Annotated in this window: 16 protein-coding genes and 3 pseudogenes; 11 read left to right on the top strand and 8 right to left on the bottom strand. The window is 57.4% G+C overall.

Annotated elements, in window-relative coordinates:
- Positions 1-360 precede the first annotated feature (360 nt).
- Positions 361-939 (bottom strand): annotated as a pseudogene (locus GPL20_RS40265) (isocitrate lyase/phosphoenolpyruvate mutase family protein).
- A gap of 635 nt (positions 940-1,574) precedes the next feature.
- Here GPL20_RS40265 and GPL20_RS10840 point away from each other — a divergent pair.
- A complete protein-coding gene (locus GPL20_RS10840; RefSeq protein WP_100235531.1) occupies positions 1,575-1,784 on the top strand; it encodes a response regulator transcription factor in 210 nt (69 codons plus the stop codon).
- A 2,006-nt stretch (positions 1,785-3,790) separates the two neighbouring features.
- Here the strand turns inward: GPL20_RS10840 and GPL20_RS10835 are convergent.
- Both GPL20_RS10835 and GPL20_RS10830 read right to left on the bottom strand, forming a co-directional pair.
- Positions 3,791-4,663, bottom strand: coding sequence for an isocitrate lyase/phosphoenolpyruvate mutase family protein (locus GPL20_RS10835; protein ID WP_157329525.1), 873 nt, complete (start codon positions 4,661-4,663; stop codon positions 3,791-3,793).
- Positions 4,664-4,673: 10 nt separating this feature from the next.
- Positions 4,674-5,093: an aspartate aminotransferase gene (locus GPL20_RS10830; protein ID WP_157329524.1), complete on the bottom strand. Its 420-nt coding sequence runs from the start codon at positions 5,091-5,093 to the stop codon at positions 4,674-4,676.
- 922 nt (positions 5,094-6,015) lie between these two features.
- Here GPL20_RS10830 and GPL20_RS10825 point away from each other — a divergent pair.
- The 6 genes from GPL20_RS10825 to GPL20_RS10800 all read left to right on the top strand — a co-directional run bounded on the left by GPL20_RS10825 (position 6,016) and on the right by GPL20_RS10800 (position 11,310).
- Positions 6,016-7,194, top strand: a complete 1,179-nt coding sequence (locus tag GPL20_RS10825) for an ABC transporter ATP-binding protein (RefSeq protein ID WP_157329523.1) — start codon at positions 6,016-6,018, stop codon at positions 7,192-7,194.
- 98 nt (positions 7,195-7,292) lie between these two features.
- The gene (locus tag GPL20_RS10820; RefSeq protein ID WP_157329572.1) at positions 7,293-8,156 is read left to right on the top strand and encodes a carbohydrate ABC transporter permease; all 864 of its coding nucleotides are present in this window, start codon (positions 7,293-7,295) and stop codon (positions 8,154-8,156) included.
- On the top strand, positions 8,153-9,004 hold the full coding sequence (locus tag GPL20_RS10815; protein WP_157329522.1) for a carbohydrate ABC transporter permease: 852 nt from the start codon (positions 8,153-8,155) through the stop codon (positions 9,002-9,004). Before GPL20_RS10820 ends, GPL20_RS10815 begins: the two co-directional genes overlap by 4 nt.
- Positions 9,005-9,097: 93 nt before the next feature.
- Positions 9,098-9,988: a TauD/TfdA dioxygenase family protein gene (locus GPL20_RS10810; RefSeq protein ID WP_157329521.1), complete on the top strand. Its 891-nt coding sequence runs from the start codon at positions 9,098-9,100 to the stop codon at positions 9,986-9,988.
- 43 nt (positions 9,989-10,031) lie between these two features.
- Positions 10,032-10,295, top strand: coding sequence for a hypothetical protein (locus GPL20_RS10805; protein WP_157329520.1), 264 nt, complete (start codon positions 10,032-10,034; stop codon positions 10,293-10,295).
- 418 nt (positions 10,296-10,713) lie between these two features.
- Positions 10,714-11,310 carry a hypothetical protein gene (locus tag GPL20_RS10800; RefSeq protein ID WP_157329519.1) on the top strand — a complete coding sequence of 199 codons (597 nt, stop codon included), beginning with the start codon at positions 10,714-10,716 and terminating at the stop codon, positions 11,308-11,310.
- Between the two features lie 360 nt (positions 11,311-11,670).
- Here GPL20_RS10800 and GPL20_RS10795 read toward each other — a convergent pair whose 3' ends face one another.
- The 3 genes from GPL20_RS10795 to GPL20_RS38755 all read right to left on the bottom strand — a co-directional run bounded on the left by GPL20_RS10795 (position 11,671) and on the right by GPL20_RS38755 (position 16,364).
- Positions 11,671-12,861 (bottom strand): extracellular solute-binding protein, encoded by a 1,191-nt coding sequence (locus GPL20_RS10795; RefSeq protein ID WP_157329518.1) that lies wholly within the window; start codon positions 12,859-12,861, stop codon positions 11,671-11,673.
- A gap of 763 nt (positions 12,862-13,624) precedes the next feature.
- Positions 13,625-15,169: a carbohydrate porin gene (locus GPL20_RS10790; protein ID WP_246250286.1), complete on the bottom strand. Its 1,545-nt coding sequence runs from the start codon at positions 15,167-15,169 to the stop codon at positions 13,625-13,627.
- 961 nt (positions 15,170-16,130) lie between these two features.
- Positions 16,131-16,364, bottom strand: coding sequence for a hypothetical protein (locus tag GPL20_RS38755; protein WP_167532973.1), 234 nt, complete (start codon positions 16,362-16,364; stop codon positions 16,131-16,133).
- Positions 16,365-16,555: 191 nt separating this feature from the next.
- Here GPL20_RS38755 and GPL20_RS10780 point away from each other — a divergent pair.
- The 4 genes and pseudogenes from GPL20_RS10780 to GPL20_RS10770 all read left to right on the top strand — a co-directional run.
- A pseudogene (locus GPL20_RS10780) lies at positions 16,556-16,825 on the top strand (transposase); the annotation flags it as partial.
- Positions 16,826-17,360: 535 nt separating this feature from the next.
- Positions 17,361-18,041: a reverse transcriptase domain-containing protein gene (locus tag GPL20_RS40385; RefSeq protein WP_347340025.1), complete on the top strand. Its 681-nt coding sequence runs from the start codon at positions 17,361-17,363 to the stop codon at positions 18,039-18,041.
- On the top strand, positions 17,941-18,606 hold the full coding sequence (locus GPL20_RS40380) for a group II intron maturase-specific domain-containing protein (protein WP_347340024.1): 666 nt from the start codon (positions 17,941-17,943) through the stop codon (positions 18,604-18,606). Before GPL20_RS40385 ends, GPL20_RS40380 begins: the two co-directional genes overlap by 101 nt.
- 67 nt (positions 18,607-18,673) lie before the next feature.
- Positions 18,674-19,762 (top strand): annotated as a pseudogene (locus GPL20_RS10770) (IS5 family transposase); the annotation flags it as partial.
- A gap of 123 nt (positions 19,763-19,885) precedes the next feature.
- On the opposite strand, the gene GPL20_RS10765 reads toward GPL20_RS10770, so the two are convergent.
- Together GPL20_RS10765 and GPL20_RS10760 are read right to left on the bottom strand one after the other, a co-directional pair.
- Positions 19,886-20,401, bottom strand: a complete 516-nt coding sequence (locus tag GPL20_RS10765; RefSeq protein ID WP_157329516.1) for a ubiquitination-like system serine protease family protein — start codon at positions 20,399-20,401, stop codon at positions 19,886-19,888.
- A gap of 2 nt (positions 20,402-20,403) precedes the next feature.
- Positions 20,404-22,107 (bottom strand): protein kinase family protein, encoded by a 1,704-nt coding sequence (locus GPL20_RS10760; protein WP_157329515.1) that lies wholly within the window; start codon positions 22,105-22,107, stop codon positions 20,404-20,406.

The raw sequence follows: 22,107 nt of genomic DNA, 5'->3' as shown, positions 1-22,107 counted from the left end.
GGCAGGGGAAAGCTGCTCCGCCGTGTCAAAGCGTCGCCAGGATTAGAAACTCGAGTCTTGGTTGCCACTGAAGCAAGACTGACGAGAGGCGATGGGTGTTCGGATCGCGGCGGCTTTTCAGGAGGGCAACGTTAGGTGACAAAACCTGTCACCATAGATCAGAGGGGCTGCAGATATCGCTTTTCGGCCAATGCGAGTTCGTCATACCCCAGGAGCTCGAAGATCTCGCTGACTGGGGCGATATGAGATTTCAATGCTCGGAACGCCCTCCTGAGCGAGGATACTATCGTAGACACGTCGCGTTGCAGCTGCTGCAGCTCGCATAAGTGATTGGCCCAGATGACCGTGGAGATGCGCGCATCACGATAGGCTGAGAGCGTTCGATAGTATGTCGTCGGAACAATCAGGTAGCCGGTTCCGCCACTCGGTGACAACCGAAAGCATTTCGTCAGCGGTATTCTTTCTCGGGTGAATGAAGATTGCATCGGCTCCAGCATCGGCATAGACGTGAGCACGCAAGATGGCTTCGTTCAATCCATGGCCGGCCATCAGCGCTTCGATCCTAGCCGCGAGAGCCAGGTTTTCAGCGACCGTATCCTTCGCAGCTCGAGAATTCGTCGGAGTCGGCGCGCGAATGCCATTCCCCAATGAGCGAGTTCATCTTAGTCCTCAGGCGAGACGCGCGCCGCGCGACCCTGACAGAGTTTGCGTGCGAGGAGGCGCGCATCGTTGAAGTTGCCCAAACCCCGTCGCCGTCAACGACACAGCTAGCGCGGTTGAGTCCACTATGCGTTGGAGGCTCTCGACGAGCTGGGTCCATGAAGCTTCATTGGCATCGCGGTAGCCGAGCGAGCCAGCAATCGACGAGCCAGACGCCCAGAGCCCCTTGAATCCTGAGCGCTGAGAGATTGTGGCGGACAGGGCGTCATGCGCCTCCATCACAAACGAGAGCTCATCATTCGAGCAGACCTGGGCGCGAAGTATTTCGACAGGCGATGGCCGAGTGCATTGATGACCTGCGTTGGGCCGAGTGGATTGTGACGATACTTCATGCAGAAGTCCTGGAGGCCGAGCTTCGATTGGCACAAACCTCACTGCTCGTATCCTTTTTGGTGTGAGTCCGATCAATGACCAGCCTTGGTAGTTGATTGGGGCGATGAGTGCTTGCACTATCGCCGTAGGATTGGCGCCGAACGCGGGGCTGTTGTAATGGTGGATCGCAGCCGACACGTTGGTTTGGTACAAATGAGGGTCTCGGCTCGCGAGCCAGGTGCTACGGCCCTTCACGGAGCATTCACCCCTTGCGGGTGAGGAACGCTTGGCCAAAAGGTGATATCTAGCTCACATTGATGTTGAGCAAATATCGACTGCTACGGTTGTCGGAAATACTGCTGTTGCGTTGTCGACGTATGTCGCGATCCCGTCGATAGGGCCGCAGTTGAACCGCAGTCTCCTGGAGAAGTGCGCCGGAAAATCTCCAAAAATCTTGGTCTGCCGCCAGAGTTTGCGGTGCCACCGACTGGTATGGCATTTGCTGATCTCGTCCTACGTCCTCTCTGCTCCGGGAGAAACTCATGGCGGATGAAGAGATTGTTTTGTCGGCACGGGAAAGACAGTGCTTACGATGGGTCGAGGAGGGCAAGACATCCTGGGCCATCGGAGTCATCCTGAAAGTGAGTGAGAACACCGTCAACTTTCATGTCAAAAACGCAATGCGAAAGCTGGAAACGAGCACCCGTATCCAATGCGTCGTCAAGGCGCGGCGTATGCGTCTTATTGAGTAACGGCCGCGGTTCCATTGCCGCTGATGCAGATCTAGCAAAATGTGAGGGGCGACTTTGGTTGCTCCGGCGGAATGCGAGGCGAATTACATGTCCGCAGCTGTATAGCCATAATACAGGCGCTGTTACTATGAATAGGGCGTGCTTCGATTTCGTCGCCGATCGGCGCTGCGGGGCGCCGCGCACCACTGGGCGAGGTGAGATCATCGGCGCATAACGCTCTTGAAGGCGTGACGGCCGGTCGGATCCCAAACGTCAACGTTGCGATCGTTCCGTCTCCCCTGCTGCGGACGCGGCGGTCGTATACGTGTCGCAAATTGAAGTGTCGTGATCCTAGCGGCTTAGGTACTGAAATCGTGGTCATCGGAAAAGCGGCGTACACGGTGCGGCGGGACACGGAGATGGCAATGATGGTGCGTAACGCATTTCAAAAAGTGCGCTGCTGCTAGACGTTGCGCGATACTCTTGCGCCCTTCGCGCTCAACCAAGTTCGGGCGATTCTCACGAAGCTTAACTAGCTCAATGAACTACCTTTTCCGGGACCACCAATGTCAAAGTCCCGTTCTTCGATGATCTAGCGGATTCGAGCCACGAGCTGAATATGTTTGCGGCGCACGCCGCGATCTGGAAGTTTCTGAGTATCGCTGCGAACGGGATGGCGTTAAGCCCGCGAACGCATTACACCTCGAGATAGCCCGATGCAGGTGAAGCCGACTAGTAGAGTCGTGCGCTATGCTTGCGTAGTGAAGCGCGTGCCAAACAGAACAGTCGTTGGTGCCTCCTTCTCTCATCTTAAATCGTCGCACGGAACGAGACAGGACGGCTAAAGTTCAGGTTTATAACCATGTGACGGTCATTGAGCGGGGGCAATGATTGGCCGGTGATTGTCGACCGAGAAAACCTGCGGCGGAAAGCCTGTGGGCTGCCTACTTGAAGGTTGAGGTGCGCACGCTCAAGAACATCGGTTAGCGAGTGCCCGGCTCTGACGGCTCGGCGGATGCAGAAGGGTGGTCAACTCTTCGTGTTCAACAATTCACGGCCTAGGAGTATCGAGCTCGATCTCACGCGCCACTTCGATGATGCTCTCTGGATGGTGTCGGTTCTTGAATAGAGCGCATTTCAGAGCTTCAGGGCGGTTGATAAAAAGCCTGCCAAACGCGCGCCGTTTTTGCGGGCAACCCAGTTACCGGTACGATTTCTGCCGATAGAACAATGGGCGGAGCGCGGGCACTTGAACGGGAATCGAGGGCCTCAATCACCATGCCGCTTCGGTGGGAATGACAGCTAACACTCATGTGAAACAACCCATAGCGGAGGTGCTCCGGCTTGCGATCGGCATGCGACTGTCGAGCTATCGTGCTGCTCACATCGCCGCTTTTGAAACCAGCATCAGCGACTTCGAAGTTCGGCTGTTGGCCGGCAATCGGCTGTGGCCTTGGCTGGGCGGCTCAACCTGGAAGGAATAGCTCAAACGGAAACGGAGTTCTCCTATCAGTTCTGAGAAGGGGCGTTCCGCGAGGATGCCCCTAGGAGCGCGCCACGGCGAAACGGACTGTGTGCGTGCTTGCGAGGTGTCACTGTTGAGTTTTGGGCCCGACGATGCGGTCGATGCTTAAGGTCTTGGGGGCGCATTGATACTTGGTCACCGCACAAGAGCGGCGCGGGGGTTTTTGATCGAATTATTCATCGAGTGTCACTGAATCGTCTCCTCCGACTCTAATAGAGCGGGCCGCACAAGCGCTGGTATGTCGACGTCTATCAAAGCGGCAGCGCAGGTTTTGCGCACGCTGAGTGGAGCTCAGCCGTTCAGCTGGCTTAGCAGCCGTTCGATTCCGCTGCCCACTTGCGCGAATGGCCTCGAGCCAAAGACAAAGATGCTCGCTGGGAGGGAGCCGATGGGCTTCTATTCAACGAAATGGAGTTGCAGGGGCGATGAAATGAACCGGCGCAAAACATCCAGATTGCAGCGACAGCCGTTCAGGCAATTTCGAGGAGCCTTCAGCCCTGCATCAGCGCAGAAAGCGCGTTTCAGCTGCCTTAACCTCGCCCATTCTCTGGAGTCTGAAGATTTCCTCTACCGGTACAATATTCTTGTGGACGTTCTGGACGCCGCCATCAGCGATGATGCGCCGGAAGGTGTCCCTCAAGGCCGTGCTTGAAGCCCGGATACCGTAATTGCCATAGATCATCATCTGGACGTTACCTAACTCCTTGACCCGACGAGCATCCAGGTCCGGATAAGCATTTGGCACAATGGCCAGCGGCACTGAACCGGTCCAGGCGCGGGAAAAGCTTTCGATCTCGCCAGGATCGTTCTTCTTTGAATGGATCAGGATCATGTCCGCACCAGCCTTCACATATGCCTGGGCGCGGTCTAAGGCTTCAGCTTCGCCAAGGCCGGCGATGAGCGCTTCGGTTCTCGCGATCACAAGAAAATTTGGATCTCGTCTTGTGGCAAGAGCAGCCTCGATCTTGCCCAAAAATTCCTCGACGCGTAGGAGTTGCTGTCGGCCGTCCGCAGCAAGGCTCGTAACCTTGGGGAATGTCTTGTCCTCGATGACAACGGCGCTGGCACCGGCCCTTTCATATTCGCCAGTCGCATGCATGACATTGATCGCGTTGCCATAGCCTGTGTCGATGTCGGCCACGATCGGTATCGTCGTGCGCCCGGCGATTGCTCGCAGCATATCCAGATGCTGTGCCATCGAGATCAGGCTCATGTCAGCCAAGCCGTAAAGTGCGGAAAGCTCGAAACCGGAGGCCCACAGCCCATCGAAGCCGGCTTCCTCCGCGAGGATCGCTGAAAGCGGGCTATGAGCTGCCATAATGTGGACAAGACCGCTTTCGGCCATCCGGGCGCGCAGGCATTTGGCAGGGGACATCTGAAGTCTTTCAAGGTAGGGCGGCACAAGCGGTGATGATCAGATCGCAGGCGCAGGTGAGATCCTCAAGCGAGGAAGCATGAGAGATGCGAATGTAAGGCGAGGCCAGGAAGCCGCCGGGGCACCAGGTGACGCAAATGCATCGAGAAGATACATGGCGAACATGGCTGTCAGTGTCACCCTTAACATCTGTCGTGCGTTTTCCGATCAGACGGGCGCAGGAGGAAGAAGCGTAGGAATGCGACAGGTAAGGCGATGGTCCTTCCGCCTGCTTCAGCTTAGTGATCACGAGTTCGCAGCCTTGCGGAACGCGCGCGAATTGCCTCAGATGACCCCTGACGCCAGACAGCGCCTCGACAGCTGCATATTGTGCGATCGCGCCCCTGTGGGAAAAGGTTCGGCTCTGGACGAGATTGATGGCCTCGACCAAAGTCAAAGGTCCTACGCCATACAGAACGCACCAGCCAGTCATTGCGTCGGCCTCCGAACCGCCGTTGCTCCGGTCTTAAGACTTGCAAAGTTCGCGATGAACAGACCTGCTTCGCGCCGCCAAAAACAACGTGGTCTGATCGATACTGGAATTGAGCCCGTGACCGCGACTGAAGTCTCGCTGACTGGCCGGCGTAGCTGCCTGCTCCCTGCGAGCGCGCTGCTTTTCGTCGGCCCGTCGTGGATTGCGGCAGATGCCGGCCTCGCAGGCAGCAAGTATCGGGTTCGCCCTGACCGAGTGTGATCACGTCCCCGCCTTGTTCGCGTAGCTTGGCGGCTCGCGCGGCACATGGCCTCGGCTTCGGAGGAACGGACAAGCCTTGAGCCGATCTGCAACGAGAGACAATGGAAGCACCTGAAGTTTGACGCAAAATTGTTGACGGTTTTTACTCGTTGGCAAAGTGGCGAACAAAACAGACATTCGTGTTTGTTGGGTGAAACGATCGCAAGTTGCGATGCCTTGCGTCGCATCGCCGAAGACGACGGCGTTTCGCGGCCCCGCTTCACCAGCGGAGCGACTGGCACGGCGCTTTGTACGTTCGATGCCGCGCAGGCGTGCATTCTCTGGTCGAAATCGAAACGAACAACAGGACTTGAAGCTGTTTCCGCTTCACGACGGATAAGTTGCGCGGCGGCCATTAAGAAAGCAGTGCCAAGGCTCGCTCGCTGCGGGCGGTTCGTTGTCAAGCGATCTCGGCGCCGCTGCTTAGGGTCACGCTGTTTAGCCCCGCAGTACCGCAGCTATCGCATATTGCAGGGTCTTCCATCGACTTATTCGATACCTGTCATCCAGCTGTAGCACGATGGGTTTTCAAGGTCCTCAGCTTGCGCAAAGAGTTTCATGCCAGCGAGGAAGTGATGCGATGGCATCGGTTTTGATCAAAAGTATCAGTAAGGACTACGGTCAGGCGCCGGTCCTGCGCAGCGTCTCGCTGGCGATAGCCGATGGTGAATTCCTGACGCTGTTGGGGCCATCGGGCTGTGGCAAGTCGACGCTGCTCCGCATTCTGGCCGGACTTGAGGCGCAGGACGCCGGCTCCGTCTCGATCGGCGAGCGCGTCGTGGACGGAGTGCGGCCAAAGCGGCGGGATATCGCAATGGTGTTCCAGTCCTATGCACTCTATCCCCATATGAGTGTCGCGTCGAATATCGCGCTGCCGTTGCGGATGCGTCGGCTCTCTGCCTTACAGAGGCTCCCCCTTCTCGGCCGTCTTCTGCCAACAACGGCGCAGATCGCGGAGGACATCGGCGTGGAAGTCTCCCGTACGGCTAAGTCCCTCGGGATCGGCGACTTGTTGTCGCGCAAACCCGGGCAACTTTCGGGCGGCCAGCGCCAACGCGTCGCGGTTGCTCGGGCGATGGTGCGCCATCCAGCTGTTTTCCTAATGGACGAGCCCCTATCCAATCTCGACGCCAAACTGCGCGTGCAGATGCGCGCCGAGATCAAGGAACTGCACCAACGGCTCGGGGTCACCTTCGTCTATGTGACGCATGATCAGGCCGAGGCCATGACCCTTTCGGACCGAGTGGCGGTGATGCTCGACGGTGAGTTGTTGCAGGTTGCACCACCACAAAGCATCTATTCCGATCCAGACAATCGCCGCGTTGCCGAATTCATCGGGTCGCCCAAGATCAACCTGCTTGATGGCGTGATGCGCGAACGCGGCCTGATCGACGTGGCTGGTTCGACGATCCCGATCGAAGCCGATGCGCTGGCAGGCACGCCGCTCTTGCTCGGCATCCGTCCGGAGGCTCTTTATTTCGTAGCCCACGCCGGCCAGGGAGTGCTGACGGGTTCGGTGCGAATGGTCGAGCACATGGGATCAGATCTCTTCGTACATCTCGATCTTGCCGGCATCGATCAGCCGTTGATCGCAAGGCTGCTGCCCGAGCGGGCGCCGCATATCGCGCCCGGCCAGATCTTGCATGTCGGCGCGAGACCGGATCGCATTCTTCTGTTTACACGGGATGGACGGCGCTTACGGCGGGAAGCGGATCCTGTTTGCAGACACGTCGCTCCGTTCCGCGAGGCGGTGGGATGAGCGAGCCTCGTGCTTTTTCCAACGCTTATAATCGGTGCTTAACGCGGCGTGCAGCGTCATGTCTTGGGGTCTCTCTGGCCCGTCGGCAAGCCTTTGTGATGGCACTCGTAGGATACGGGCTGGCTGGCCCTGCGGTCTTCTTTCTGCTGGTGCTGTTCTTGCTGCCGGTTGTTGGCGTGTTTTTCATCGCGCTGACCGATTGGCAGCTCGGGGCGGGCTCTTTATCCTTCATCGGCCTCGCCAACTACCGCGAGGCGTTCGCGGACGCCACCTTTAGGGCCTCCGTCGCAAACACCGCTGTCTATGTTCTGATCGTCGTGCCGGGTACGTTGCTTGGCGGCCTTACCGTTGCACTTCTAATCGAAGGCGGAAAATCCTGCCGCTCGTTCTATCGGGCCGTCCATTTCCTGCCGTTTATGGCGACGGTCACGAGTATGGCCATTGTCTGGGAGGCGCTGCTGCATCCCACGATAGGCCTTGTGAACCAGATGTTGGTCGCCGTCGGCCTTCCGGCCGCTAACTGGCTGCGCAATGAAAATACCGTCCTCCCAGTGTTGGGCGCTATCGGGATTTGGCAAAATCTCGGCTATGCGATGGTTTTGTTTCTCGCGGGGCTCAAAAGCATCCCACGAGATCTCTACGATGCAGCCGACGTCGATGGTGCCGACTTATGGATTGACCGGCTGCGCACCGTCACTCTGCCCTTGCTCGGGCCGGTCTCGATGTTCGTTGTCATTGTCGTGGCACTGCGGGCCTTGGAATGCTTCGACGCGGTGAAGGTACTGACGCAGGGCGGCCCTGGAGACGCCTCCGAAGTACTGCTCTACACGCTCTATCGAGAGAGTTTTGAGTATCTGCGCACCGGATATGGCGCCGCCATCGCCGTCGTCTTTCTCGCCATGGTCGGAACTCTCACGCTGATCAACGCCATCGTCATGGATAGAAAGGTGCATTACCAATGAGCGCGGTTGCTTCCGTCAAAGGCTTTTCCGCGCTTGCCCGGATTCTTCGCCATGTCGTGTTACTCGTCACGGGAGCGTTGATACTCATTCCCTTCCTGTGGATGATCTCACTCTCGATCAAAGCGCCGGGCGAGATATTCCACGCGTCCTTCTCCGTTTGGCCCGTGCAATTCTACGGCATCGAAAACTATGAAAAAGCACTGTCTGAAGCGCCGCTGCTCCGCTACATGGGCAACGGCCTGATGGTATGCGGTCTGATCCTGGCGCTGCAAATTCTCCTCTGCGCTCCTTGCGCCTACGCGCTTGCAAAACTGCGATTTTTCGGTCGCGACCTCGTTTTCGGCATGGTGCTTGCCGGTCTGATCCTCCCGCACCAAGTGCTTTCGCTGCCGCTATTCATCCTCGGGTACAAGCTCGCCATCCTCAACACTTACGCCGCGCTGATTCTTCCTTATGTCGTCTCACCCTTCGGCATCTTTCTGTTTCGGCAGTTTTTCAAGACCATTCCGGATGACGTCGTGCACGCTGCCCGTCTCGACGGTCTCTCTGAACTCGCTATCGTCTGGAAGGTCATGGTGCCAATGGCACTACCGGCTGTCATCGCCTTTGCAATCTTCTCGGTGGTCGGGCACTGGAATGACCTGTTCTGGCCACTGATCGCCGTACGTGATCAGTCTCTGATGCCGCCGCCGCTGGGTATTCTGGTCTTCAAGAACGAGGAGGCCGGCAGCGACTACGGTCCTCTGATGGCCGCATCCACTCTTGTGGTCCTCCCGCTCACCATCGCCTTCCTTGCAGCCCAACGTTGGTTTGTCGAGGGACTGACCGGAGGGGCCGTCAAACAATAGGCGAGCCGAGGCGATCGAAAGTCTCCTCTCGTCGCATGCACAGGCATTGCCCGAGCAAGCGCTGGAATGGTTATAGTTGGAAAAGGAACTCCGATGTTCACAATAACAAAGCTTTCTTCTGCGATCGGCGCGGATGTCGCCAACGTTGATCTCCGCAGATTGGCGGAATCGAAAGACGCCGCCGTTGTCGCTGCGCTTCGCGAAGCGCTTGAAACGCACCTTTTGCTTCGCTTTCGTGGTCAGCATCTGTCACCAAGCGAATTCGTCAGGCTTGCGTCAGCCTTCGGCCATACAAAGACGCTGAAGCGCGCCGCAGCGTCAAATAGCGCGCATTTGCCTGGCCATCCTGAAATAAAGGTCGTCTCGAACGTAGCGAATGATGATGGCCGCCCGATCGGTGACGGTGGTTCCTCTGAGAATTACTGGCACACCGATGGCACCTATCTGCCACAGCCGGTCAAGTTGACGTTCTTGTACGGACGCGAGTCGCCCAGGACAAATCCGCCGAAGACATTTTTCATGAACCTCTCCGATGTCCATGATCGCCTGCCTCGCTGCTTGACATCCTATCTGAGCCGACTGAGTTGCATCCATTATTCGCAGTATAACTTCGCTCCTGAATATGCCGAGCAAATTGCAACACTCCCCGTAGGGGCCGATCGTCGGCATATAGGGCCCAGCTTTCCGCTCGTGCGCCTCAATCCCCATAGTGGAAGACCATCCTTGTATCTCCCGCGCCAGCGACAATGCGTTATCGAAGGCTTGACGAGCGCAGAGAGTGAGAAGCTCTCTGACCTGCTATGGACATACGTCGAAGCCTATAACGATACATGGGGCGAGGTGATAGGTGTCGATGATCTCTTCGTTTTCGATAACAGTTACACGCTTCATAGACGTGAGGCGTTCGACTCTCGAGAACGGCGTGTCCTGTGGCATATCACGACGCAGGGCGAACCTCCGATTCCGTATGCGTCGGCGTCCTAATGGGTCGCGAGAGTCCAGTGATAGCAGAAAGAGTCGCGGCACAGTGAAGGTGAGCGGTGCCATCCGGCCTGTACGCTTCATCTATGCCCGCGAAGACGAGCATACCTTCGGTCCGAGACCCCAAAACTGGCGCGCCGTTTTCCGGACCACAAGTCGCGCCATCATTGGAGAAGTTGGTGGTTGCCTGTTCGCCGACAATTTCAGAGCCCGCCCCAAGATCGGCGGCCGCGCTATTTTCGAACGAGCTGTTTATGAATGGCGGCACGTTTCCTGCGGTGGTATTTTGGCGCCCGCCGACCGGCACTAACCCAACCGTCGTTTTCTTGCCTGGCGGTGGCCATCTAGCCCGGGTCGCATATGGCCACCCGGGCGCGGATCCACGGGACTTCCTCGACTTCTGGCTGCGAGAGGCCGGATGGGGGCTTCTCGCGGTCTCCTATCCCAGTGATCATCCCATCTTTCCCCGCCTCTATCCCGAGATGACCGTGAGCGACTGGGGGGCGTCGGTGACCGCGATCACCCTTAGCCTTTTGGCCCCGTGTCCGGCGCCACGGCGGGTCGTTGTAGCCGGCTGGAGCATGGCGGGACGGGTTGCCCGCTCAGTCTGTCGAGGGCTCTCCCGGGGCGGTTTGCCGCCGATCGGCTTTATCTCGCTCGCTGCGAGCGCTCCGTTTCCCGGCCTAGTGCCCGTCTTCGAGAGGGGCGAGCCGGTGACGGAGGCGGGCTTGTGGGATCTCTCGGCCGATGCGCCTGGTCTACCAACGCGTCACGCAAATTGGTGTGTTGAACTTGCTGCCCAATCGGCCGACAACGACCGCGTGGTCATCCCCGAAGATGTCTATCAACGCGACTATCGTGTAAATACCCCGCTTCTGCTGCGCGGAGAGCCGCAATATCTGCGATCGCGCAGCGCGGTCGTCTCGGTTGCAGAAGTGACGGACGAACTTGGCACTTTCGATTTTGGTTCCCATCCGCTGACGGGTGTAATAGCGCCGACGCGGCCTTCTGATGCGCGCCACGCGCTGACCGATTCACTCACCTGGGGTTTCCTGAACGCACAGCACGTCTTCGAGCGCTACGTTAGCGGATGCCCCGGTCTTTCCACTTTCCCTCCCCAGCTTTGGGAGCAGTTGCGGTTGCTCATGTTAGATTTGCCACGCCGCCTGACGCGGACTGTATCAGGCGGTCATTTCTTCTTCGTAGGTGAGCGCGGCGCCAAAGCAACAACACGTCATCTGACAAATCTCGCAACTGAAATGGCATTCCTGCAGGCCGAAGTCTCGGCCATCGTCTGCAATCAACCGGCACCACCAACAAAATAGAATGACAGCCTTCAGCCGTTCCCAAGCACTCACTCACTGGATTCATACACATTTCTGATAATGCCCGCGCGCTTCACCAGGCGTCGCTCAAGCTGGTCCGCCAGCACGAGCTGGCCCTCTGGTCGCTCGACTAGTTCGATCACAGTCGGGCCCGCTACCGACGCAATTCAAACATGGTTGACGATCTTTCGATCGTATTGGGGCGGAAGGGACGAGGTGCTCGTCTCCTCACACCAAGCCGGGCGCCGAGGTTAATGGGCGTCAAACGAAGGACTGTGGCGTGCTGCTGGTACACGCCGTCCACAAAAAAGATCAGATAGGCGGTACAAGCGCCCCAGGGAGGCGCGCCTGTACACGTCATCACTTCTTCAGAATGAGCTTGCGTGCCTCCTTGGCCGCGTCATCGAGCGCCGCTTGCGGCGAGAGTTTACTGCCCAACACCAGTTGCATCTTGTCCACGATCATCGCCGCGGCCTTCGTGCTGTTCTCGCCGGGAAATGCATACCAAGCCACCAGATTACTGAGTTGCCCCAGCGGAACGATGTAGTTCGGCTTTTCCCGATAAAGCTTCTGTAGCTGTGGATCCGACAGCGCGGCCGTGTTGATTGGTGTATAGCCGGTCATTGCCGCCATGATCGCCTGCGCCCGCGGGCTTGCGGCGAACTTGATGTATTTCCAGGCCGCTTCCTGCCGAGCGGGGTCCTTGGTTAGCATCATCATTCCGTTGCCGGCGGCCAAGGTCTTGCCGTCGTGAGCCAAGGGGATCGGCGTCATCGTAAGCATGAAATGCTGATCGGTTTGCTGTTCGAAATCTGTGAGAAGGCTGCTGGACGTCAAGTAGATACCAATCTTGCCGCCGACAAAGGACTGACGGGCGTTGTCACGCGATAAGTCCATCATACCCGAATCTGCGGCGCGCGCTACGGTTGCCATAGCGGCAAGCCCTTGCCGCTGATCGAAGGCGATATCGTCCTCGCCCTTGGTCATCATCCTGCCGCCATGCGCAAAAAGCAGTGTTTCAAAGCCCCACGCGCCATTCGCATTATAGTCCATGTAGAACCCGCTGACGTTCGGCTCCAGCTTTGAGATCTTCTTTGCCAAATCGAAAATGCCGTCCCAGGTCGTGGGGAGCTTGGCAGGGTCGGCGCCAGCGCGGGCGAGAAGGGCATTATTGTAGAACAGCACTGGCGTCGTTAGCGAATAAGGGACGGCATAAGCTTTGTCGCCGGGCGATCCGATGTTTCGGATGGCATCGGCAACACCCTGCTGGATCCAATCCGGTTCGGCCGAGATAAAGCGGTCGATCGGTACGGCAAGGCCACGATCGGCCAGCAGCCGTATATAATTTAGGCCCTGGTGCGAGACGTCGGGCGCATCGTTGATCAATTGGGCGCGCAAGGTACTTTGCAATAGTTCGTCGTAGCTCTTCGCCGTTTCGAACTTGATTGTTATCTCCGGGTGCACTTTCGTGAATTCAGCCGCGATTGCATTGTACATCGCGGAAAAATTGGCCGGCGAATAGCTCACGCGCAGTTCCAGCGCGTAAACCATGCTCGGCCTCGCTATACCAGTCGAAATCAGCGAGAACAAAGCCACCGCAAGCAGACGTCCCATCATTAGTCTCCAATCGAAAGAATTCAGCCAGCAAGCGTCCTCAACCGGCCGCTCGTCGCGCGGGGTATGTGTTTCTGCGGCATTTGCGCCGGTCAGCAGTGAACCAAGGAGCAGACGCCAGGCTTGAGCGTTTCCGATCGCTCGGCTGTCAACGACGCGTTGCCATTGGCCCTCCACATCTCATTACAACAATCAATTCTTTGGCCTCTCGAACGCGCTCGCGAACGACTTCAAGAGGTGGATAGCGACATGCAGATGACATACATCGAAAAATCATATAAGAAACGCGCAACATCTGAACATAGCGTGCTCTTGGCTTGCGTGATGATCATCGAATTGCGATTGTCGGCGGAAACAAGGGGGGACACGTCCGCGCGTAGCAAGGTCTGGTACATTGAGAGAGCGGCCAAGCCGTGGCTAGTCGGCTTGAGTGCCCGGCAAGAATTGCAGGAGTTCAGCTCGTCTCCGAAAGCAGAGGTCGCAAATACCCGCCGCGCGACCCGCTCGTTGGGGTGCTGTAAGCTAGGATCAGGCGTCGACCAAACCAATCAACTGCGAGGGGAGGCCTTTGGCGTCGCCCTCGCTTACGCTGAGATTAACTTCGTACGCATCACCGGCTCGCCCAGTCCTCCCGGGACTCTACGATTTCAGCTTATCCACTCTTGAGCGGCCTACATCACGTATAACGCGAGCTACTCCGCTAGAAGAATATCGATGTAGACGCTGAGAAATTCAGGGCATGGCCGATTTGGGGCGTATATGTGATGCTTGTCGGGTGATCGATATATGTCAGCCCCAAGCTCGCGTATATTCCGGGGCCAAGATGCGCAGTATATGTTCCGGAGATTGCTTTCGCGTCGCGATGAACGAGATTTCCTTTAGCCGCCGCAGCATCAACAGCAAATTTGCTCCAAACCGTGTCGGTAGCAACAAGCGAGATTTGATCACTGGGCCGGCTATCAAAGAGTCCCTTCGCGTAAAGCCGTAGCTCATAATACCGAGTAACCCTATTGAGGTCAGGCGGAGCGCCCATAACCGAGAATCCACCATAGATGCCACGCGATGCGGCGTCAGGGACATGGCTCTGCCAGAGTTGCCTGTCCGCAGCGACGTAATAGAGGCTATTCTCGTCAGCTCTCGGTTGGGTTGGATACGCCAAGTTCGTGTAGTGGCTGTTGTTGAAGCCAACACCCGCCCGCAACCACGTCTCGGGTAAACCGGGAGCCGCGCTGTTGCGATACCCGCTCTCGTCAAGCAACAGAATGCCCGCGTTCGCCGTACTCCAGTTTAAGCCCGTTGAGTTTGCAGATATATGCGCAAACACCCCGTCTGGACTGGTAGAGCGTTGGAATGATACCTTGTTATACAGCCGGTCATCGAAATGGTAGGTGAGGTTGAGAGTAGGTGTCGGGGCGGGCGCGAAGTTCATCCCTCCTTGATAAAGCACATTCGATGAGGGGCCGAAGACGTTCGCTCCTGGGTTCCCTCCGACCACCGTGCCGGCTAACTCATATGAGTTCATGAGGTAGCCGACTTTGAGCTCGAGCTTCCGATCGAAAAAGGTTTGGTAGTAGGCGATCGTGTTGATTCCCCATCTATCCGGGCCTCCGGGCTGCCATGTCCAAGATTGTTGCTCGGTTCCAACAATGATCTGGCCGTCCGGAATCCCATACCGGCTGAGATCATGAGTCACCATCATGTAATTTAGGGTATAGAATGTCGGATTCTGTCCGCTATATAGTTGGTTTGCGATCGTGCTCCTGGCTGCATTCGGCAGCAGGTTGTTAACGTAGGTATTTTGCGTCCAAGCAATGTATCCGATCCCAATCTCTGCCAGCGCGGATCTGATGCCTCCTTTGTCCTGAACCAAAGTATCGGCTGGACCAGGTAAGTTGACCTCCAATCCCTTTATGCGCAGGTTTTCGAACTTTGCAAAATGGTCGTCCTGGTGCCTGATAGCTGCGGCTGCGCGAGCGCCAGGACGCACTGTTCGTTTTTCAGCAGGATCATTCCCAAGTTGGATCACCTTCTTCTTTTGAAGGTTCCTCTTGGTGATCTCGCTCGGAGTGTCGCTTTTCTGATTAGGTATATTGGTCGTTTGTGCCAGCGCCGCTCCGGAAACAAAAACAGCTGCCAAGATACATGCAGCCGATAGCTTCGCTTTTCGAATGGTTCGGAAGCAGAACGCATGTCCTGATGCCGAGTAGGGCGGTTTTGTCTGATCATTTTGTACATCGTTGTTCATCTTAACGCGCATAGAATCCCCCAGACGCGGTTTGAGCCGTTGCGCGCTGTGTTTGGCATCGCGACCGCAACTGGAGGATGACAGGCATCGGATAATTCGATGTGAGTGCCTGTAAGATGCGATGGCGCTAACTGTTGGGGATGCTATTGCGAGGGTGTGCCCGTGCGACTGCGGAACGAGATCACTCTACATGCGGGCGGACTGTCCAAGTTATCGTGCGGAGGCAATCTGAGTGTGGTCAAGTGAAGGACACCCGGATTGGAAGGTTGTCCAGGGCGGGTCATGGCCTTTGGGATTATTCGACAGTGCATTCGAAGCTTAGTGCGGTATGACCTCGGCCGGAATGATGCACATTTGATCAGGCGTATATATTCGGACGTCTGCTCAGTGCCTCAGCCGCTTGTGGCGACAATAGAAACGGCTGTCGCGCAATCGGACAAGTGCAGCCGCGCCTCGGTCGGATGTGCAACCGCCTTGCGCTGGACCGTGGTATCGACGACCACCCCTTCCAGGTCCTTGGGACCGATGAGGCCGGTCTTGTGCGCCAGTTTAGACAGCCATCGAATGGACAATCTGGTTTGGGTGGCGGATTTACGGTTGGCGTGGCATCCGCGATCTTTGGCGGCGGCAGCGGTTGACCGAGCTGCTTGCCGTTGTAACAAATGCCGCAGGTCTGCCTCCAGCCTAACAGCGAACCGGGAGCGGGAGGACCGCGCTTTGTGGCAGTATCAAATGCACCGCTATTGTAAATCGTGTGATCGAAGGATAGTACGTCGAGTTATTGGGATAAGCCTGCATCGGCCATCCAGTGATGACGCCGCTGTTGAAGTAAAAGGTGTACGCAGCGCTTAAATAACTGGAGCCGCTATTGAAGCCGGCTATTCCAGATGCGTTCAAATACGACCAAGACGTAATGAGCGGATTCCATCCGTTCACCGTTTCGGAGTAAATTGAGGGAACATCAAACGGAACTCAGCAAGGTCCTCACCGGTCGCGCTGGCCGGCCCTGGAATTGCTGAGCCGGTGATTGAACCGTCGACGCAGGGCGGGCGCCATAGTTGAAATGCGACTGGCATTCGGTGACGGCTCCAAGCCGGCCGACGTACTTATAGGTCAGCGCCAAGGCGGGGTGCGCGTTGGCGATGCCAGCGAGGAGAAGAGCAAAAAGGCTGGAAAGGAGCGAAAAGCGTTTCATGGCTTTTCCTCCGTGGCTATTTCGTTGTCCGTGAACAAGCCTCCAAGCAGTTGATTGGGAGTCTGTTTTCCGGTTGCGGCGGCGTTTGAGATTGCAGGGGATTGAGGCTTCACAGCCCAAAACCCTGCAATTTCGATTTTGGATTTCCCTGCCGCTGCGAACCGTGATTTTGTGCTGCGTCGGAGGGACCGATGCGACCAAAGAAGCACAGGACGACAGGCTCGAACGATCTGTTCCGGTCCCGGCTGGACCAGATCATCAACATGCGACACGAGCTGGTTCTGCTCGCCGGCAGGGTCGATTGGGACTGGATCGACGGCGAGATCGCGCCGCTCTACAGCGACAACGGCAGGCCGGGTATCGCGACCCGCTTCATGATCGGATTGCTGCTGCTCAAGCACATCTACGGCCTGTCCGATGAGGGGGTGTGCGAGCGCTGGGTCCACGATCCGTACTTCCGTGTGCCTCGTAGCCGGTGCGTATCTGCCGGCACAACTGTGTTGAAGATGGGAGTTGGCCTCCCGGAGCCGGCCTGCAGGGGCAGGCTTCAAACCACTCCAGGCTGCTGCGTTTAAGAGACGCGGTGGTGAGCGCTGGGGAAAAAGGCGGCGGGATACGCCGTCAGGTGAGTGATGAGAAGATGAGCGCAAGCGAACCGCCGATGACGCATCGAAATGGGTCCAGACGCTGTCAAAACGGGCATGGGGATAGTGATGATCGGAAGAGTGTGGGCGACACCTGCTTACGGTCCACGCGGCAGCCGGTGTATAGGCGGCATGATCTCATCACAGGCTTCAATCCGGAACGAGGGAACCTGGTTCGGGGTGTCAAGGGGAATCCGCAAGTGGCGCACACCACGAGGGAGAACACCAATACCCGAGACAGGGACGGAGCAGCTCGTAGTAGCGCTGAAGTGGCTGTAATGGCTGTGGAGCGAAGGGGCTGCGTTACTCTGTCCGACATCAGACGCCAACCGGCTTTGTCGGGAGGAGCGTCATGACGCCGGACAAACCGTTGCCGATCACCAAGCGTATGGTCTGGGAGGCCTACCAGCTGGTGGCAGGGAATGGAAAAGCGGCGGGCGTCGATGGCCAGAGCCTGGATGAATTCGCGCAGGACCTTGGGAATAACCTCTACAAGCTGTGGAATCGCATGGCGTCGGGAAGCTATCTCCCACCTGCGGTCAAGCGCGTGGAGATTCCCAAAGCCAACGGCGGCATCCGTCCTCTGGGCATTCCGACGGTCGGGGACCGCGTCGCACAGATGGTGGTCAAGCAGTATCTGGAACCGGGGTTGGATCGAGTGTTTGATCCCAACTCCTACGGCTATCGGCCGGGCAAATCAGCGCATCAGGCGATCGAGCAAACGCGTAAGCGGTGCTGGGACTATGACTGGGCTTTGGATCTCGACATCAAAGGCTTTTTCGACACGATCGATCATGCCCTTCTGGTGAGAGCGCTTCGGAAGCACTGTCAGGAGCCCTGGGTTTTGCTGTACGTCGAGCGATGGCTGAAGGCTCCGGTGGAGATGCGATGGGACTATCCAGAAACGGGAGGCCGGAACACCGCAAGGTGGAGTGGTAAGCCCGCTGCTGGCGAATCTTTTTCTGCACTACGCCTTCGATGCGTGGATGCGTCGGACGTTTCCGAGCATTCCGTTCGAGCGCTATGCCGATGATGCAATCTGCCACTGCCGGACACGGCAGGAAGCAGAACATCTGAAGCCTGCGCTAGAAAAGAGATTTGCCGACTGTCATCTGACACTGCACCCGCAAAAGACCCAAGTGGTTTATTGCAGGGACAGCAATCGACGTGGGACACATCCGCAGATCCACTTCACCTTCCTTGGCTTCACCTTCCAACCCCGCAGGGCGAAGAATCGCTGGGGAAAGCTCTTCACACGCTTCCTTCCCGCAGTTGGCCCGCAGGCGCTCAAACGCATGCGGGAGCGGATAAGGAGCTGGCGCTTGCCACAGCACGCGCCGCTTCCGTTGACTGATATAGCCCGAATACTCAATCCGATCCTTCAAGGGTGGTGGCAGTATTATGGGCGTTTCTATCCAACGGAGATGTGGAAGCTGTTCACGTACTTTGACGAACGTCTCGGAGTGTGGCTCCGGCGGAAGTACAAGTCGCTCAAAAGGCACCGGGGACGGAGCTTGCGGCGGCTGAACAGCATTGCGAAGCGCAATCCCTCATTCTTCGTCCACTGGGCGCGCCTTGGTCACGCAACGGTTGGGTGACAAGAGCCGGATGATGCGAGAGTATCACGTCCGGTTCTGTGAGGGGCTGAGGGTGAAACTCCCTCGGCCCACTCGACAGTTCTTCACCGGCGAAGAGTTTTTCCAGCACGTTTTCCCGCATGAGCGCTCAGACCTGAGCCACTGGCGCAAGCGGCTCGGCGACAGGCTGGAGCGGTTGTTGGCCGAGAGCCTTCGGGTGGCGCACGCGAGCGGTGCGTTGCGCAGCCAGGACCTCAAGCGGGTCACGGTCGACACGACCGTCCAACCGAAGGCTATCAGCTTTCCGACCGACGCCAAGCTGCTGCATGCAGCGATCCGCGGGTTGAACCGCCTGGCGAGGAAGCACGGGGTCAGGCTCCGGCAATCCTATGTTCGCGTGGCCAAAAGCGCGGCAATGATGGCGGGCCGCTACGCTCATGCCAAACAATTCAACCGGCATCAGCGACAGCTGCGCCTTCTGCGCAGCCGGCTGGGCCGGATCATCCGCGACATTCGCCGCAAGACCGAGGGCCAGGACGCACTGGAGGAGGCATTCGCCCTGCCGCTGAGCCGAGCCACCCAGATCCGCTCGCAGCAGCAGCGCCAGCGCGGCTGGAAGTTGTATTCCTTCCATGCTCCGGAGGTCGAGTGCATCGGCAAGGGCGCAAGGCCGCCGCGCCCTATGAGTTCGGCGTGAAGGCCTCCATCGTCACCAACAACCAAAGAGCTCCCGGCGGCTTGTTCGTGCTCCACGCCTGCTCGCTTCCGGACAACCCCTACGACGGTCACACCCTTCGCGACGTCATCGAGCGCACCGAGCGCCTCACCGGCTGCCCGATCGAACGGGCCTATGTCGACAAGGGATATCGCGGCCACGACACACGAAATCCCCGCCGCGTCTTCATCTCGGCCAGAAGCGCGGCGTCTTCGGCGTCATCAAGCGCGAGCTACGCCGCCGTTCCGCCATCGAGCCCATCATCGGACACATGAAGAACGAAGGTCACCTTGGCCGCTGCTATCTCAAAGGCCGCGCCGGAGATGCCGCTAACGTTTCCTCTCGGCCGTTGGCCACAACCTCCGCCGTGTCCTGGCTTGGCTCAAAGACCTTTTGTCCCTCTTCCTGCTCTCACTCTGGCCAACGCTTAACTGTCCAGTTCAGCCCAATTCGGCTTATTAACGATCCAATATTTCGAGGTCGGCCACGGCTTGCAGCGGTGTTCGCAAGAATGGCGCGCCGATTGCCTGCGAAACGAGAGGCTGGAAAAGCGTCACGGTGGTCGGCGATAACATTCCAATTAGACTAACGCCGCCGAAAGCGACCTTTCGAGAGATCCGACCCTTCGATGGCCTTGCCGTTTCGGCAAAGCTTTCGGCAACATCGTAAAACATCCCATGGCACGCTGCCGGCAATTCGATCGGAGATCTCTTCGATCGACTGTTCACGAGCGGAAAGCGTTTCGAGCACCCGGTCGCGCAGTTCGGACTCACCGAGTTCTTCCTCGTCGAGCCACCAATCGTCGCCTCGCGGGCCAAACAAGAGGATTTTATTGCGCAAAATAATGAAATGACTCTTGCAGTCGGTATCGCGCCATACGGATGGATAAACGCTTGCTCCCTTCGGAGATTCGTATAGACGCCAAGCTGGACCAGTGCGTCGGTCTAGATTCACCGGCAGCTCAGAACCGCACCCGCACGGGCACAGCATGATTAGCCAACGCGGGCCTTTGCGATCCACAATGACAGCTTCTCCCGGCTGCTTGAGATGAGCGCTGGCTTCGGCGCGGGAGGGTACTCTGACTTTGATGCTGAAATTCATGATCACTGTCCCGCATCCCCCGATTGGTGCTTATGCTTGCCGGCTGTCGCCGCTGTAGTCTTGGCCATCGCCCGCAGAAGCTTTTGACCAAAAAAGAATGCTATTGCTCTCGACATGTTCGGTTCGTTCGCGTCGAGATCGACGTGCGGGTTGCAGCCCTTACGGACCAGGCATAGGGCCAGTGTGAGCGCGTATTGTCCGGGCTGTTGTTCAGCTGACCAGCTCAACGTCCGGATTTGATTCACCGCATTATAGAACCATTCTGCGGGATCGCCGGGCCTACAGAAGGTCGTCTGACCTCTCTTAAGAGCGCTTTCTTCATAGAGTGGCTCAATCAACTGCACGAGTTCCGTAAGCGCAAGTTTCCCTTTCTTCAGGTCCTCGATGAATCCTTCGACCAGAAGGCCTCCTTCCAGGGACGCGGGGTCATAGGTGAGTGGGTAGTGCTGTTCCAACTTCTCAAAATCAATGAGGATTGCATCACCGTGTCGGATGAGAACGTTGGTGGCGTGCATGTCGCCGTGTGCCGGCGCAACTTTCGGCGCCGTGTTGCCGAGGTCAACGAATATCTCTTTCAAGGCTTCGATGCTAGTATCAGCACCTAGCTTTTGAACTAGCGGTATCCGCCCGGTGGGCAATTCTATCAGTTGGCTTTGACCCTCGACCTGCCACTTGTCCTCAAAAAAGGCGCTCAAGGTCCGTTTCTCGTCGATGTAGTCTTGTTTCCTCCATCCTCCCAACGTCTTATCGAACAGGTTCGCAATGGCATGACCACAGCGCCCACCCCGCGCGCACGCGATCAGGGACTCTGAACCGTCGACGAAATCGCCCACGAGAATTCCTAGAGTTGATCCAAGATTGCAGCGATCCCGCCGCAAGCGGGGCCCTAGGTGGAAAGGCACATACTCAAATATGTGGCCGCAATATTTGTCGTACTCATCAATGATCTTTTTACGCGGGCCGATTTTCACGAAAAACAGATGGGGATAAGGGCCGGTTGAGCCGGGCTGCACTAACCCGGCTTCCGCTGATGCGTAAGCTTTGAAGACCGGTGCTCCGGACATACCCCCGTCAAGCAATGTCAGCCGAAGTTCCGAGCAATTCCAGAACGCTCGTTTGAGCAAAATCAGGCGCTCGGAGTGGCCATCAGAGCCAAACCGGTCGAGGAGAACTTTTTCGTCAAAGACCAAAGCGGTTTTTGGCGATGAACTTGCAGGACGATCACAGACCAAAGCTGCGATATCCACCCAAGACGACGCCGTGTCGAAAAGGTAGACGCAGGGCAGGAGAAAGCCTCGTTCTCTCTCGCGATCACTTTTAGGTATGGTCTGCCACTCGTCCGAGCGAAGATTGGCAACGGGAATTTTGCTTTCCAGCAGCGCATTCACGACCAGCTTACGCGGTGCATCCGTTTGGTGCTTATCAGCAGCGAGACGAATGTAGACCCTAACATCGTAGTCCAGCAGGCAAGGGACAAACGAACCTAACTGTCGAGGCAAGGCGTTAATCTTGTTGCCGTCCTGGGTCCAGATCACAGCATCTAATTGTGCAGCGTATGCGGGATCACCAAGCTTGGCCGGGGTCGATGGCTCGCACTGAAAGCTGCGGTCGCGGAACTTGTCCAAATCTTCTTTGGACGGCACCTCCCCGACGAAAGCGATTTTCGCGCGCGGCCGACCTTCAGGCGAAAATTCGCGTATCGCCAT

Origin of the sequence: Bradyrhizobium cajani, from assembly GCF_009759665.1 — a bacterium.
Lineage (GTDB): Bacteria > Pseudomonadota > Alphaproteobacteria > Rhizobiales > Xanthobacteraceae > Bradyrhizobium > Bradyrhizobium cajani.
Note: the sequence above shows the minus strand (reverse complement) of the source record. Positions and strands in the feature narration are given on the sequence as shown.

Coding starts and splice junctions, on each gene's coding strand:
- GPL20_RS10840 (WP_100235531.1), top strand. CDS start 1,575: ATGGCGGATGAAGAGATTGTTTTGTCGGCACGGGAAAGACAGTGCTTA.
- GPL20_RS10835 (WP_157329525.1), bottom strand. CDS start 4,663: ATGTCCCCTGCCAAATGCCTGCGCGCCCGGATGGCCGAAAGCGGTCTT.
- GPL20_RS10825 (WP_157329523.1), top strand. CDS start 6,016: ATGGCATCGGTTTTGATCAAAAGTATCAGTAAGGACTACGGTCAGGCG.
- GPL20_RS10820 (WP_157329572.1), top strand. CDS start 7,293: ATGGCACTCGTAGGATACGGGCTGGCTGGCCCTGCGGTCTTCTTTCTG.
- GPL20_RS10815 (WP_157329522.1), top strand. CDS start 8,153: ATGAGCGCGGTTGCTTCCGTCAAAGGCTTTTCCGCGCTTGCCCGGATT.
- GPL20_RS10810 (WP_157329521.1), top strand. CDS start 9,098: ATGTTCACAATAACAAAGCTTTCTTCTGCGATCGGCGCGGATGTCGCC.
- GPL20_RS10795 (WP_157329518.1), bottom strand. CDS start 12,861: ATGGTTTACGCGCTGGAACTGCGCGTGAGCTATTCGCCGGCCAATTTT.
- GPL20_RS10790 (WP_246250286.1), bottom strand. CDS start 15,169: ATGAACAACGATGTACAAAATGATCAGACAAAACCGCCCTACTCGGCA.
- GPL20_RS38755 (WP_167532973.1), bottom strand. CDS start 16,364: ATGAAACGCTTTTCGCTCCTTTCCAGCCTTTTTGCTCTTCTCCTCGCT.
- GPL20_RS40385 (WP_347340025.1), top strand. CDS start 17,361: ATGACGCCGGACAAACCGTTGCCGATCACCAAGCGTATGGTCTGGGAG.
- GPL20_RS10765 (WP_157329516.1), bottom strand. CDS start 20,401: ATGAATTTCAGCATCAAAGTCAGAGTACCCTCCCGCGCCGAAGCCAGC.
- GPL20_RS10760 (WP_157329515.1), bottom strand. CDS start 22,107: ATGGCGATACGCGAATTTTCGCCTGAAGGTCGGCCGCGCGCGAAAATC.